General features: G+C 40.1%; 14 protein-coding genes. 3 read left to right on the plus strand and 11 right to left on the minus strand.

The features are described from left to right. Window positions 1-139: 139 nt before the first annotated feature. The 11 genes from HMPREF0693_RS05980 to agaR form a co-directional block, all read right to left on the minus strand. Window positions 140-1210 (minus strand): glycoside hydrolase family 88/105 protein, encoded by a 1071-nt coding sequence (locus tag HMPREF0693_RS05980; protein ID WP_004244200.1) that lies wholly within the window; start codon window positions 1208-1210, stop codon window positions 140-142. Between the two features lie 17 nt (window positions 1211-1227). Beyond that, window positions 1228-1983: a 2-dehydro-3-deoxy-D-gluconate 5-dehydrogenase KduD gene (gene kduD / locus HMPREF0693_RS05985; protein ID WP_004248613.1), complete on the minus strand. Its 756-nt coding sequence runs from the start codon at window positions 1981-1983 to the stop codon at window positions 1228-1230. An 81-nt stretch (window positions 1984-2064) separates the two neighbouring features. Next, on the minus strand, window positions 2065-2895 hold the full coding sequence (kduI, locus tag HMPREF0693_RS05990; protein WP_004244203.1) for a 5-dehydro-4-deoxy-D-glucuronate isomerase: 831 nt from the start codon (window positions 2893-2895) through the stop codon (window positions 2065-2067). Between the two features lie 42 nt (window positions 2896-2937). Continuing rightward, window positions 2938-4107: an N-acetylglucosamine-6-phosphate deacetylase gene (gene nagA, locus HMPREF0693_RS05995; RefSeq protein WP_004244204.1), complete on the minus strand. Its 1170-nt coding sequence runs from the start codon at window positions 4105-4107 to the stop codon at window positions 2938-2940. Then, window positions 4104-4538, minus strand: coding sequence for a PTS galactosamine/N-acetylgalactosamine transporter subunit IIA (gene agaF / locus HMPREF0693_RS06000; RefSeq protein WP_004244205.1), 435 nt, complete (start codon window positions 4536-4538; stop codon window positions 4104-4106). The genes nagA and agaF overlap by 4 nt, the downstream gene beginning before the upstream one ends. Before the next feature lie 99 nt (window positions 4539-4637). Continuing rightward, complete coding sequence (locus tag HMPREF0693_RS06005) at window positions 4638-5528, minus strand: PTS system mannose/fructose/sorbose family transporter subunit IID (RefSeq protein WP_004244207.1); 891 nt, start codon at window positions 5526-5528, stop codon at window positions 4638-4640. Beyond that, window positions 5518-6285: a PTS N-acetylgalactosamine transporter subunit IIC gene (agaW, locus tag HMPREF0693_RS06010; protein WP_004244210.1), complete on the minus strand. Its 768-nt coding sequence runs from the start codon at window positions 6283-6285 to the stop codon at window positions 5518-5520. The genes HMPREF0693_RS06005 and agaW overlap by 11 nt, the downstream gene beginning before the upstream one ends. 49 nt (window positions 6286-6334) lie before the next feature. Continuing rightward, window positions 6335-6829, minus strand: coding sequence for a PTS N-acetylgalactosamine transporter subunit IIB (gene agaV, locus HMPREF0693_RS06015; RefSeq protein ID WP_004244211.1), 495 nt, complete (start codon window positions 6827-6829; stop codon window positions 6335-6337). A 24-nt stretch (window positions 6830-6853) separates the two neighbouring features. Continuing rightward, complete coding sequence (locus HMPREF0693_RS06020; protein WP_004244212.1) at window positions 6854-8044, minus strand: SIS domain-containing protein; 1191 nt, start codon at window positions 8042-8044, stop codon at window positions 6854-6856. 12 nt (window positions 8045-8056) lie between these two features. After that, window positions 8057-9337, minus strand: coding sequence for a tagatose-bisphosphate aldolase subunit KbaZ (gene kbaZ, locus HMPREF0693_RS06025; RefSeq protein WP_004244213.1), 1281 nt, complete (start codon window positions 9335-9337; stop codon window positions 8057-8059). A gap of 54 nt (window positions 9338-9391) precedes the next feature. Next, window positions 9392-10171, minus strand: a complete 780-nt coding sequence (agaR, locus tag HMPREF0693_RS06030; protein ID WP_004244214.1) for a transcriptional repressor AgaR — start codon at window positions 10169-10171, stop codon at window positions 9392-9394. Window positions 10172-10707: 536 nt separating this feature from the next. Between agaR and HMPREF0693_RS06035 the strand changes: the two genes are divergently transcribed. The 3 genes from HMPREF0693_RS06035 to HMPREF0693_RS06045 are packed head-to-tail and all read left to right on the plus strand — an operon-like array spanning window position 10708 to window position 15128. Next, window positions 10708-11943 (plus strand): anaerobic sulfatase maturase, encoded by a 1236-nt coding sequence (locus HMPREF0693_RS06035; protein WP_004244215.1) that lies wholly within the window; start codon window positions 10708-10710, stop codon window positions 11941-11943. A 45-nt stretch (window positions 11944-11988) separates the two neighbouring features. Next, window positions 11989-13599, plus strand: a complete 1611-nt coding sequence (locus tag HMPREF0693_RS06040; protein ID WP_004244216.1) for a sulfatase family protein — start codon at window positions 11989-11991, stop codon at window positions 13597-13599. 53 nt (window positions 13600-13652) lie between these two features. Beyond that, window positions 13653-15128, plus strand: coding sequence for a DUF2264 domain-containing protein (locus tag HMPREF0693_RS06045; protein ID WP_004244217.1), 1476 nt, complete (start codon window positions 13653-13655; stop codon window positions 15126-15128). The last annotated feature ends 36 nt before the right edge of the window (window positions 15129-15164 follow it).

The raw sequence follows: 15164 nt of genomic DNA on the forward strand, positions 1-15164 counted from the left end.
CCAAACAGTTTGATTCTGCCTCCATTTTTATCGGAGCGCAAGAGGAAATGAAAAAGTCGACTTTTATTTTAGCCAATATATTAGTTAGAAACAAATTAAAAGGAATAGGTATTAAATTACCAATTATTAATATAAAGAGCTAATTATTTAACGTCATTTTTAATACTTCACTACCCGCTAATAAGTATGCTCCAGCGCCATAATCCATATTATGCTCAAATTTTACCTCTCGCGGATTAAATGCCGGAAGTTGTACCCAACCAATCATGCCATTATCATGAATACAGGATTGTAATGCTGACCACGCTCTATGTAATGCGGGAAAATATTCTTCTTTATTTAATTCACCCTGATTTATTCCCCATGCAAGTCCATAACAAAAAAGCGCGGTAGCTGAACTTTCAGGTGCAGGGAAATTATCAGGATCTAATAAACTGGTGCGCCAAAAACCATCTTCATGTTGGTAATCTAGGATAGAACGCGCTAATTGTTTAAACAGTGTTATATAACGATCGCGCTCATGATAATCATCAGGCATATATTGAAGAATGCGAGGAATAGAAGCCAAAACCCAACCAATACCGCGACTCCAAAATACTTTTTCACCATTAGCTTCACGCATTTCATTTCCCTGACCATCAGGAATATAGCGGTGATCGCGGAAAATAAGTCCAGTTTCAGCATCACGTAAATGTTCAATAGCATCCCAATAAGCGGTATGCATATAATCCAAATAACGTCGTTCGCTAATAATTTCAGCCAAAGCAGCAAAACCAGGAGGTGCCATAAAAAGTGCATCGCACCACCACCAGTCTTCACGCCCTGGTTTTGGATCATTTAGCATGATATCAAACGCTTTAATCGTCGGTTCAAGAATTTCAGATTGTTCAAACAAAGGACTTATCGCCAAATAAGCTTGAGCGCAAACATGATCATCCGCAAAACGTGCATTAGGACCTGTTCTAAATCCAGTATGTAAGGTGTAATTTAACACACCATTAAGGTACTCTTTATCTTGTGTCGCTTGCCATGCCGCACTTACACAGGTCCATAAAACACCGCGTTCCCAATCTGTATCTTTAATAAAACGAGTTTTACCACTACGGCGACGAACACTACGAACTTGATGAGCCGATTGATAACGATAAACCCGTTTCATATTTTGTAACACGAGATCTCTTTGTAAAGCCTCTGTATTAGCGTGTTCCATCCTAGTTCTCCATAAGATTATCGAGCTAACCAACCACCATCAACCGCAATGGTATATCCATTGATATAATCACTAGCTTTAGAGGCTAAAAATATGGCAGGACCTGCGACATCTTCAGGTGTTCCCCAACGCCCCGCAGGAATACGCTCTAAAATAGCAGCATTACGCGCTTCATCAGCACGAAGTGCAGCGGTGTTATCGGTTGCCATATAGCCAGGAGCAATTGCATTTACATTAATATTATATTGTGATAATTCCGTCGCTAATGCTCGTGTTAATCCCATTACCGCGGATTTACTTGCCGTATAAGAAGGAACTCGGATACCTCCTTGATAAGAAAGCATTGACGCGATGTTGATTATCTTGCCACCTTCGCCTTGTTTGACAAACTGGCGAGCCACTTTTTGCGATAAGAAAAACAGTGTCTTTTGGTTAATATTAATCACATCATCCCAATCTTTTTCACTAAATTGCAAAAGATCTTCACGGCGAATAATACCGGCATTATTCACTAAAATATCAATACGTCCCATCACCTTAACAGCCTCATCCACTAAAGCATCTAATCCATCTTGTTGGATTAAATTTTGCGTGATGTAATGAAAACGACGGCCTAACGCTTCGACTTTTTGACGCGTTTCAGGAGCATCTTGAATACCCACGCCAACAATATCCGCACCGGCTTGTGCTAAACCTATTGCCATTCCTTGCCCTAAGCCTGTATTACACCCAGTAACAATGGCAACTTTGCCTGTTAAATCAAATAAATTCATGATTAAAACCTCTAGAAGTGTGGCAATAATTGCCACACTTTTTTTTGTAGGAATAAAGAATAAAATGTAATTAATTATCTGTTATTTCAGATCTTTCATAGCAACATGATCCATATCGTGGAATACCTGGTTTTCACCCACCATTCCCCAAATAAAGGTATAAGATGCGCTTCCTACGCCAGAATGAATTGACCAACTAGGACTAATGACAGCTTGTTCGTTGCGTACCACTAAATGACGAGTTTCAGTTGGCTCTCCCATATAATGGAAAACCACATTGTCATCTTTCATATCGAAATAAAGATATACTTCCATACGACGTTCATGAGTATGACATGGCATTGTGTTCCACAAGCTACCCGGCTCAAGCACTGTCATCCCCATGGATAATTGACATGTTGGTAACACTGAAGGATGTAAAAACTTATAAATCGTACGAACGTTACAATTTTCTGCATTACCTAACTTTTCAGGTGAGGCCTGCTGTTGAGTAATTTTGCGAGTAGGATAAGTGTGATGTGCTGGTGCACAGTTAATATAAAAACGCGCCGGTGTCTCTACAGAATCACTGGTGAATTCAACAGATTTGGCTCCCATACCAATATAAATGGCTTCACGAGGGCCAATTTCAAATACCTCACCGTCTATAATAACTTTACCCGCACCACCAATATTAATAGCACCTAATTCACGTCTTTCTAAGAAGAAATCAACACCAAGTGCTTTACCCGCCATTAATGCTAAAGGTTGAGTTGTTGGGACAACTCCCCCAACAATAATCCGATCTATATGGCTATAAGTGAGATTCATTTCCCCTTCACAGAATAGGTTCTCAATCAGGAACTCTTTACGAAGTCCTTCTGTATCAAGCCTTTTAGCATGTTCACTATGAATTGGCTGACGAATTTCCATTATAAATACCTCATTTTTACTGATGGGAGCATAACGAAAAGGTTATGCATTATCCCCGGATACAGAGTAAATATGATTTCCTCTGATGAATGTATCGGTAAGATGAAAACACTCATCCACCACGGCAAAGCTGGCTTGTTGACCTGCTTTGATATAACCCAATTTATCCCCTATGCCGAGATACTCAGCGGGGATCGCCGATGCCATTTGAACTGCTTCCCACTCAGGAATATGTGCAAGTTGCACCATGTTTCTTAACGCACTATCAAGACTGCAAGTGCTACCAGCTAGCGACCCATCGGCAGTTTTTGCCTGTCCATTGGTGACGGTGACCGTTTGAGCACCTAATGTGTAATCACCATCAGCTAAACCTCCCGCTCGCATACAATCTGTAATTAGGGCAATCTGTTGATATCCTTTCATGCGATATGCCAGTTGCATCATTACAGGGTGAACATGGATACCATCAGCAATAAGTTCAGCTAATACACTGTGATATAACACTGCACCACAACATCCCGGCTCACGATGATGAAGCCCGGTCATGCCGTTATACAGATGCACACCACAATCAGCACCGTGTGAAAAAGCTCGTGAAGCTTGTTCATAAGTTGCTGCTGTATGTGCCACACTTGGTTTAATTCCTCGGCTGACCAACCAATCAATCGCATTCATCGCACCTTCAGCTTCAGGTGCAACAGCAACACGCAATAGCGATCCCCCAGCACTGTCGAGTAATGTTTCTAATTCACAGATGGTCGGCGCTTTGAGATATTTCACAGGGTGTGAACCACGATGGCGTTCTGTAAAATAAGGGCCTTCTAAAAAGCTACCGAGTAACAACGCACCTGTTGCTTGAGGTTTTGATACAAACTCACGGACTTGTAATAGCGCATGACGGATATCCTCCATCGGTGCTGTGACAGTCGTTGCAACCCAAGCCACACCCCCTGTTTTAACCAGCGCATCGGCTATAGTTTGTAGCCCTTGTTGCGTTGCATCCATCACATCAGCCCCTTCACGACCATGAATATGGATATCCACAAAACCGGGTAATAATGATTTTCCTTTTAAGCGAATAACTGGGCAATCTGTTGGTGCTTGTGTGGTGATTGATTCAATATTTTCACCATTAACATGGACATAGCAGAGATAACGGATACCTTCAGGTGTAAAGGTTCTATCTGCTAAAATGGCATATCGCTGATTCATAAGCCGTCTTCTTCTTCAACATCATGACTATCTATTTGTGCCAATTGCTCTCGAATATCTTGAATGCTGTCTTGACCAATTTCGCGTAGCGTTTGCACCAATTCCGTCGTTGAACACCCTTCCCGTTCAAATGCCGCATTAACAATCATGGGTAAATTAACCCCAGCTAACACCTCAACAGAGGGATTTTGCATCATGATTGCCATTGCGCGATTACAAGGGGTACCACCAGGTAAATCTGTTAAGAACAGATATTGCTGGCATGACATAGCGTTAATCGCTTCACGCATTTTTTGTTCAAGCTCATCAGGAGAAATTGACTCAATAAAATCAATAAACGCGATATTTTCTTGCTCACCAGCAATCGCCTTTACAGCGGATGCCATACCTGTAGCAAAATTAAGATGTCCTGAGACAATAAGACCTATCATGAGTAACTCCTTGCGAGTAGCAGATAGTTCTACTACCCGTTTGTAGCAAGTTAATAATGTATTTCGATTAACAGTGTCGACAATTAGGGCATCTCTTTTTTATAAGAATCCTAATACATGCCCAATAACGCCAAATGCTAGGGTTGAAAAAATCAATACCGGGGGCTTACCCCAAAAACCGGTACTTTTCACCATTTTGTACATTAAGAAAACTAAGCACAGTGGCAGTAAATTCGGCATAATTTTGTCGAAGAGGGCTGTTTGTAATTCAACGACTTTTCCGCCAAGTTCCAGCGAGGCGGTGGTTTGCACTTTGATAAAGGTCGCCGAGAGCGCACCAATAACAAAGATCCCCATAATATTTGCCGCTTTCGCTAATTTTTCAGTGGCATCGCTCATATTGACCATTGCCGCAGTACCTGCGCGATAGCCCATAAACATCAGTCCGAAATACACTAAAAAATGCACAATTTGATACAAGAAGAAGAAAACGAAAGGTCCTGCAATCGAGCCTTCCATTGCAATAGAAGCACCTAATGCTAAGGTCAAAGGCATTAAGGTCATATGGTCGATAGCATCGCCAATGCCCCCAGTCGGCCCCATTCCTGCCACTTTCATCACATTAACAGTCGATGGCTTTTCTTTGTTCTCTTCCATTGCCACCGCCGTTCCTAATAAAAAGGTAAACAGCTTTGGACTGGCATTAAAAAATTGCAGATGGTTTTTCAACGATGTTGCATAATCGCGTTTATTATTGCCGTGAATTTTCTTCAATGCTGGAATAATTGAGAAAGCGAATCCACCACCTTGCATACGTTCAAAGTTGAAGTTACCTTCCATAAATAAGCCACGGAATGCACACTTCCAAAGTATGCCTTTAGTAATAACTTTTCTGACAGCAGTATCTTGATACTCATCAATGCCATCAATCAAAGAACCTGTTTCTGGTTTATCCTGCGTTTTCAATGCGGTGCTGTTATCAGATACCATCTTCGAAATCCTCATTCTGCTGACTTGAATTTTTATTGTTACCACTAAAGAAGAAGTAGAGTGCGGCGGCTGATGCGCCTAAAATAGCGACGGCCATAATTGGGAGTTTGAGATAGGTTGTCATCACGAAACCAATAAAGAACACACCGGCCACTTCTTTTGACCACATAATTTTTAGAAGCATTGCAAAACCAATTGCGGGTACCATTTTCGCCCCAATACCTAATCCTTCTAATAAGACTTTTGGCGTGTTCTCATCAATCCATTGAGCAGCATGTTCACCAAAATAAACAGTAACAAAAGCGACTAAAGCATAAAGGAGTGAACGGACAATAAGTGTAATAATCAGCAAGCGAGAGATCCCCGCACCGTCAGCCTTTTCTGCATATCGATCCGCTTTACCCATGGTAAATGCAGTCATAGCAAAGAAACCAATCACCAACATCTGCATTAAAACAGCAATAGGCATACCTATTCCCATTGCAACTTCCGGTGATTGTTTTGTCATTACCGCAAAAGCAACTGCTGCAATGGTGCCTAATGTCACATCTGGTGGCTGAGCTCCGGCATTAGGTACAAGCCCTAACCATGCAAGTTCTAAGGTAGCACCTGCAATTAATCCTACTTGCATATCTCCCATAATCAGACCGACAACGGGCCCTGTAATTAATGGTCGATGGATATTTAATGCCACGTCGTACTTATCGATACCGCAAAAGAAGGCCCATAAAGCCACTAAAGAAGCTTCAAAAATCATAAATTATCCTCAAACCTGCCTATAGCAGGTTTTCTTGATCAGGAAATAATCAGGCTGATGCGAGTGTTAGTACATCAACAGGAGTTTGATCTGGTGTGTTTTGGACTGTGCAAGTAACCCCTTTTTCGATAAGACGCTTAAAAGCACTAAGATCTTTTTCATCGATAGAGACTGTTTTCGCAATTTGACGTTTACCTTCATGAAAATGCATATTGCCAACATTACAATGAGTAATAGGCACGCCACCTTCAACTAAACGGGCTACATCAGTTGGGTTATTACACAGAACAAAAATTTTCTGACGAGGAGATGCTTTGCTAATAACATCAATAGTTTTTTGAATAGAGAAAAAGCGAACCGCATATTCGCCGCCAGCAGATGCTTTCATTCCCGCCTGCATAAATGCAGCATTGGGACCTTCAGCAGCATCATCATTAGCGACTAAAATTAGGTTTGCTTCCGTATGTTTACCCCATGTAATGCGGATTTGTCCATGAAGTAAACGTTCATCAATGCGGGTCCAGACAATATTAGGTGTGTTCATAACTAGCTCTCTTATTATATTTTATTAATTTAAAGCAGACTGTGTGTCTTCTGTTTTAAGTGAGAACGGATAAATTGTGACGCCTTGTACAACTCGATTGATTTCTCCGGTTGGAGATGGATTATCAGGCGTATTCCCTAGTGCAATAGAACTGTGAAATGCAAATGATTGCGCCAACATCAAATAAGGGAACAATAGCGCCACATCTGAACAGTTCTCTAACGCTGGAATATAAACAAAACTCTCTGGTGAAAAAGTTTTATCATTTCGTGCGGTGATCGCGATCACCTTGCCTGATGCATTATCGTGAATAACCTCTCGTAATAAATCTGTCTCGTATTGACGTGTATAAGGATCATTAGAGAAAAACATCACCACAAGGGTTTCTTTATTTACGATGGATTTAGGCCCGTGTCGAAAGCCTAATGGGGTATCAAAATTGGCTACGACTTTACCCGCCGTCAGCTCTAACATTTTTAATGCGGCTTCTTGTGCTAGCCCTTGTAATCCTCCGCTACCAAGATAAATAACGCGTTTGAATTTTCCTGCGTATTGATGGCGGATAATTTTATTTGCTTTGTCAAATTGCGCTTTGTAATCACTAAAAAACGGCGCAATAGCATCAGTAAATACACTATCGCCTAAAAAGATAGTGACCGCCGCCATCATCATTGAAGAAAAACTTGATGTCATTGCTAATGAGCGATCGTTTGACTCTTCCGGCATTAATAACGCCAATGCCTTATGACTATTTTGGCAATATTGATAAAGCTGGCCCTGAGGGTTACAGGTTAAAACTAAGTGGTAACATTGCGATAAGCACTTCTTTGCAATATCTAACGCAGCCACACTTTCGGGGCTATTCCCTGAACGAGCAAAAGAAATCAGTAATGTAGGGATATCTTCGGCTAAATATTCTTGAGGATCAGCAACTAAATCCGTTGTGGCAATAGCATCAACACGACGTTTTATAGCTCCCGTCAAAATAGGTGCTAACGCTCTACCGGCAAACGCGGATGTTCCAGCTCCCGTAAGAATTATTCTGCTATTTGATGCCTCCAATGCTTTTTCTAAAAAAGACTCAATATCAGCACGTTTTTCTCGAATTGATAGCCATGTTTTTTTCCAGCACTCTGGTTGCTGGTCAATTTCTTTCGCTGTCCAAAATGCGTTTAACTGCTCAAGTTCAGCGGTTTGATAGCTTAAATATTCCATGGTTTCCCTCAATTAATGGACATTGCACGCATCGGCATAAACCGACAACACATCACGAATTTTCGCAATAACAAATGACTCAGGCGTACCCGCAATTTTCCCCTCTCTAAACTGGGTAAATTGATAAGGCAAATATTGGCTAAGTAAGGGAAGTGGAATAGGCTTAACAGATAAATTATCCATTAATGTGTCAATAGCAGTATTAATCTCGGCATCAGGCCAATAATAACGAATACGATCACTAAAACTATAAACACGAGCAAAGGCGAGTTGACGTTCATCACCGTGATAATATTTTTGCCAAAAATTAGGCTCACGGCACATCAATTGTTCCATTTTTTCACGTAATCGAGAGCACTTCTCAAGAGGAAATAATGTTTCTTCAATGGCGCAAAGTGCATATAAACCTTCACGCATAGCAAATGTTAGCGCCGGCCCAACTTTTAAAATAGCAAAGTGATCATGGACGAGTTGCTGATAAGCTTGATTGGTTTGATAATCTGTAGAGTGAGCTTCAAAAACCAGATGAGAATAGTCATTTACTACTTGGCTTAACGCTTGTGCTTTTTCAGATTGATAATCAATAATACCGGTATGATCAAATTCAACCCCAGGCTGTACAACTAAACCTATAACACGAGTCCAACACTCTCCCACACCAGCGTCATAAAATGCTTGGCGATGGCACGCTAATGTTTTACGGGCAGCATCAGGTGAAGTCACCTCAACGGTATCAAGCTCTTCAGCAGCACCACCAGGAACGGGGACTTCTGTGCCAACAACATAAACAATATCACTAAAACCAAATATCTTTTTGGCGGTATTTTCTGCAATAACAGCAAGACGAGCTGCACGCGATGCCACGATTTCATCTGTTAAAGGAATAGGATCATCTGCACAAGACATACTGCAATCAAGATGGATTTTTTTAAATCCCGCGGCAACATAATGTGCAATAAGTACATCCGCATTTGCCATCGCTTCTTCAGCATTAAGATGCTGCCAGCGATTAGGCCCTAAATGGTCACCACCAAGGATAAGCTTTTCGACAGGAAAACCGACATTTTCCGCTTTCTCAATAACATATTGGTAAAAATCAGCGGGAGTCATACCTGTATAACCACCAAACTGATCAACCTGATTAGAGGTGGCTTCAATCAGCAGAAAGGAATCATCGTCCAGCGCTTGTAATAAAGCAGCTTCTATTACTAAAGGGTGGGCAGAACAAACAGAATAAATACCATTCTGTTTGCCTGATTTATGTTGCTGAACAATCTTTTCTAAAGGATGCATGTAAATACTAACTCCATAATCAACACCGGCGGTGTTGCTAATGGAGTTAGCAAATTACGCTGTCTTATCGTCCACGATGATAACGTCGATTTTATGATCTTTCAGTTCCTGAACATACTCATCAGGAATACCTGAATCCGTCACTAACACATCAATATCACCAAACTCTCTGATCATATGACAGCTGCGTTTACCGAATTTCGTAGAATCTGCAACCGCAATAATCGTTTCTGAGATATCACACATTAAACGGTTAAGACTGGCTTCCTGTTCATTGTGAGTAGTGATACCAACACGTAAATCAAATCCGTCAACACCAAGAAAAACCTTATCGAAACGGTAATTTCTTAGACTATTTTCAGCTTGTGAGCCAGAAAAAGACAATGCACTTTTTCGCAATACACCACCTGTCATTAAAACTTCAACACCTGTGGTATTTGCTAACTCCATTGCGACATCCAGACCGTTAGTCATGACGACTACATTTTCGCGCGACTTTAAATGTGTCGCGATTTCGCGTGTAGTTGTCCCCGAGTCAAGAATGACGGTGTCTCCATCCTTTATCAGCGTTGCGGCAGCTTTCCCGATTAATGTTTTAATGCCCGCATTTTGTCCACGTTTTTCATGGATACTCAGTTCAGCAATAAAGCCTGTATTAGGAATTGCTGCGCCATGAGAGCGAACGATATAGCCATTTTTCTCAAGAAAACTTAGATCGCTGCGGATAGTGACACTTGAGACTTTAAATAATTCAGCGAGATCTTCGACTCTGGTTTTGCCCTGTTGGTTAACCATATCGAGGATTTCCATACGCCTCTCAACTGCCGCTTTCACTTTCGTCTCCTTACGAAACCAAAAGATTTACTTTCGATTGATTTCGAATGTAGTTTACTACGCCAAATTTAACCGACAACGCAAAAAAACAAAACTTTTGATCTCTTTCACAAAGTTTCGATTTAACTGTCGATTGCTTACGATTATTTTCGTGTCATGTCAATGATAGCCTTGAGGGCATCAGTTTCCAATAAATAAAATGATATAAGGTAATGTCACTCTTATGATTACACCATATATAGCTATATAAAATGCCATGAAATAGAGTTAATAGCGAAATATTTCACAAAAATCAGATTAAAAATTCAAAATGATTATTTATTTTCGAAAAATAAAAGAGTCATATCGCTCAAATAATCAAAAGAACACGAAATTATCGCCATGAGAACATCGTTAAATTGAAAATTATTGTGTTATATACTTATCAATAAACTTTCATTTACTTTCGATATTCTATATTTGTGATTTTAATCTCTTTTGTTTTGTAAAAATTTACGTAATGTAACAGGATAAAAAATAAACTCAGGAAATAAATAATGGCATCAAATCAACCTGCTTTATTTCATATGATGGCAAAGCCGACAAGCTACCACTGTAATATTAAATGTGAATATTGCTTTTATCTGGAAAAAGAAAATATTTTTCAAGATGAGACAAAAGAAACAGGCCATACAGTGATGCCTGATGGTGTACTTCGTCGTTATATTAAAGACTATATTCAGTCACACAGTGGCGATCAGGTTGATTTTGCTTGGCAAGGTGGTGAACCAACGCTGGCAGGATTAGCTTTCTTTGAGAAAGTGGTCAAATACCAAAAGCAATTTGCTAACGGCAAGACAATTACCAATAGTGTACAAACCAATGCGATTGCCATTAATCGCCAATGGGCACAATTCTTTGCTGATAACCACTTTCTATTAGGCGTTTCAATTGATGGCATTGAAGCCGTTCACGATAAATATCGTATTTCAGTCAATGGTAGCCCAACATTTGAACGCGTAAAACGCGCCATCAATTTACTAAATGAGTATGGTGTTGAATTTAATACATTAACCGTTGTAAATGATCAAAACTGGAATAAAGGAAAAGAGACTTATCAAGCTTTAAAAAATTTAGGTTCAACTTTTTTTCAATTTATTCCCATAGTCGAAGTGGATAGACGTTTCCCACACACTCATGGCGGACATTATGCTCCCGGTCCTAACGCACAATTAGCGGCTTTCTCTGTTCCCGCTGAAGGTTACGGAAAATTTATGACCGATATATTCAATGAATGGATACGCCAAGGTGATGTAGGAAAAATATACATTCGCTTATTTGATAGCTTATTAGGGACATGGATGGGATATCCTGCATCAACATGTATTCAATCTAAAACTTGTGGTCAAGCATTAATTATTGAAGCCAATGGTGATGTTTACTCTTGTGATCACTATGTTTATCCCGCTAATAATTTAGGCAACATACAACTAACAAGTCTTACACAGCTTGCAACATCAAAAACACAGCAACGCTTTGGTCAAAATAAATACGATAAACAAACCAACCTTTGCAAACAGTGTGAAGTGCAAAGCTTATGTTATGGCGGTTGTCCTAAACATCGCATTATTGCTATAGAAGGCGAAAAATATCGCCACAATTATCTATGTCACTCTTATAAAAAAATATTTCATCACACGGCAATCGGCATGCAATTAATGCGTCAAGCGATAGCTCGTGGAGGCCTTGCCAGTGATGCACTTGGGGCGATGCAAAAAAACTATCTCAAGTGACTCTTATTTTATTTTATTTCATTTTATTTATTTTGGAGACAATCTGTGACCTTACCTTTTGTTAAAAAAAGCATACTCGCGGGGATCATTGCCACGTCATGTTTAAGCCTTCCAATATCAGCCCATGCTGGTGGCACACCTGAAAAACCGAATGTACTGTTAATCGTAATGGATGATTTAGGCACAGGACAACTTGATTTTGTACTGGATACCTTAGATGTAGATGCGTTAGCTCAGCGACCAACACCTCCTCGTTATAAAGGTGATATCAATAAAATGATAGAAGCCGCACGTATTGCGATGCCTAATGTCAGTGATATGGCAGAAAACGGTGCAAAAATGACTAATGCATTTGTAGCTCATCCCGTTTGTGGCCCTTCTCGTGCAGGTATCTTTACAGGACGCTCACCCGCCAGTTTTGGTACTTACAGCAATGATGATGCCATTTTAGGTATACCCCAAGATATCAAATTGTTACCCTCACTTTTCCAAGAAAATGGCTATGCCACTGCCAGCATTGGTAAATGGCATAATGCAAAAGTTATCCGTAAACCGAAAATAAATGAAAATAAACAAACCCGTGATTATCACGACAATATGATCTCAACCCCTGAAGCGGGTTATGCGCCTCATGAGCGGGGCTTTGATTACGCCTTTAGTTATTATGCATCAGGTGTTGCCTTATGGAATTCGCCTGCATTTTGGCGTAATGGTGTCAATGTTCCTGCTCCGGGTTACACCACCCATCTATTAACGGATGAAACACTAAAATTTATTGATGAACATAAAGATAAACCTTTTTTTATCAATCTTTCTTATAGCGTTCCACACATACCGTTAGAGCAAGCATCTCCTGCTAAGTATATGGATAAATTTGATACAGGGAATGTGGAGGCAGATAAATATTTTGCCGCCTTAAATGCAGCAGATGAAGGTATTGGACAAATCATTGCGAAATTAAAAGAAAATGGTGAGCTAGAAAATACATTAATTTTTTTCTTATCTGATAATGGTGCAGTTAATGAATCCCCCATGCCCATGAATGCCATGGATAGAGGCTTTAAGGGCCAGATGTTTAATGGTGGAGTTAGAGTACCTTTTATTGCTTATCAACCCGGAACTATTCCCGCGGGAACAAAAAGCGATGCGATGATCTCCGCACTTGATATTTTGCCAACCGCGTTACAAGTCGCTGATATTCAAATTCCTGATAGCCTGCAAGTAGAAGGTAAAAATATTATGCCATTGCTTAAAGGTGAAACAACGCGTTCGCCTCATGCTTATCTGTATTGGGCAGGCCCCGGCACTAAGCATTATAGTGAAGAAAACCAAGAGTTTTGGCATGGTTATCATCAATGGATCACCTATCAACGTCAAACGCCTCCAGTAAACCCTAACTTAGAGAAACTGTCTAAAGGTGCTTGGGCAGTGCGTGATGGTGAATGGGCGCTCTATTTTTATGATGATGGTAAAAATCAACCACAGCTTTTTAACGATAACACCGATCCTGGCGAATCAATCGATTTGGCAAAACAAAATCCACAAAAAGTGGCTGAACTAAAAAATGCGTATTACCAGTGGATCAAAGATAAACCTAAACCTGTTATTTGGGGGCAAGATCACTATCAAATACTAGTAGATTCAGCCAAACCTTAAACTCAACTTCCGTTTTGTTTCGCAAGGATGCGTCTTTTTTCTGAGATACGAAAATGGTTATTGAAATTGCATCTAAACCACGGCCTAAACTGCCTTATGAGCACCCTGATGTAAAAATTTATCAACGCTTATTTAAAGAAAACATAATCCGGCGATTAGTCAGAAAATCGGCTTATCACCGTCATGATAATGCTATTGCTGATTTTTTTAAGGATGAAACACACTCTCTTTTTTCGCTCTGTGAAAGACTTACTCAGTATATTACAGAAGCTTTTCATCACTATCAGGTTTGGGGTTATTCCCATGCCTATTACCCCGGTAGTCCTGGCCAACAAACCGTCAGAACCGATGCGCTAGAAGGGGTTAGTCGAGTACTTCCTTTACTTGCCGCATGGACAGTAAATAGCAAAAAAAGCACATTACTAGGTTTAAACCAGCAAATTTACCATTTACCCTCAATGATAAAACAAAGCTTTATTCATGGAACAGATCCTCTTCATAAAGGCTATTGGGGAAAACTTGAAAATTACGATCAACGAATTTGTGAGGCATCTGATCTCGCTCTTACTCTTTGGATCAGCCGTGAATGGGTTTGGGATACGTTATCTTCGGAGATCAAACAGCAAATAATTAACTGGTTTGAACAAGTTAATCACTGCGAAATTGTTGATAATAACTGGCATTTTTTCCCACTAACCGTCCAATTTGTTATTAAAGCACTGACAGGTAAAGATACCATTGCCCATTGGCGTTATGAAAGATTAAAAGAATTTTATGTCGGTGATGGATGGTTTCGTGATGGGGCAAAAGGTAATTATGATTACTACAATGCGTGGGGATTTTATTATTCTCTTTATTGGCTAGCGCAAATTGATCCACAATTTGATCATGATTTTATTACTCAATCCCTGAATAATTTTAATCAACACTACCTTTATTTTATCACCCCAAAAGGTATTCCTTTTTTTGGTCGTAGTGCTTGTTATCGTCTTGCTGTTTCTGCGCCATTACTCGCAGGCGTTGATTTACAATGCCCTTTTGTCAAAGTTGGAGAGGCTAAACGGGCTTTTGAAAGCAGCTTACGTTATTTTATTTCTCAAGGTGCACTCAAAAATGGCGCTCCCACTCAAGGGCTATTTAATCATGATGCTCGTTTAGTTGATAATTACAGTGGTCCAGCAAGCTCTTTTTGGTCATTACGGGCTGTCATTATCGCTCTTTATTGTGCTGATCGTATTAATTTATGGCAAGCACCATCACTTCCTTTACCTATCGAAAAAAATGACTTTCGTTTCGAAATACCCGCTATCCAAGCATCAATTATCGGGGTGAAAGCAACACAAGAAGTCAGTGTTATTTTTCGAGAGGATTATACACAACAACAATCACCTTTAACTCGCCGTTTAGAAAAACAAACGCGAGTACAAAAAATCACAGAAACTGTAATTGGACAATCAAGACGCCCTAAAAACAACCTATTACGCAAAGGAGTCACCAGTTACAGTTCTAAAATGACACATTTCTTCTGACTTACTTTCATTTGCTTTCGGTGCGAAGGGAATAAA

Source organism: Proteus mirabilis ATCC 29906 (assembly GCF_000160755.1).
GTDB lineage: Bacteria > Pseudomonadota > Gammaproteobacteria > Enterobacterales > Enterobacteriaceae > Proteus > Proteus mirabilis.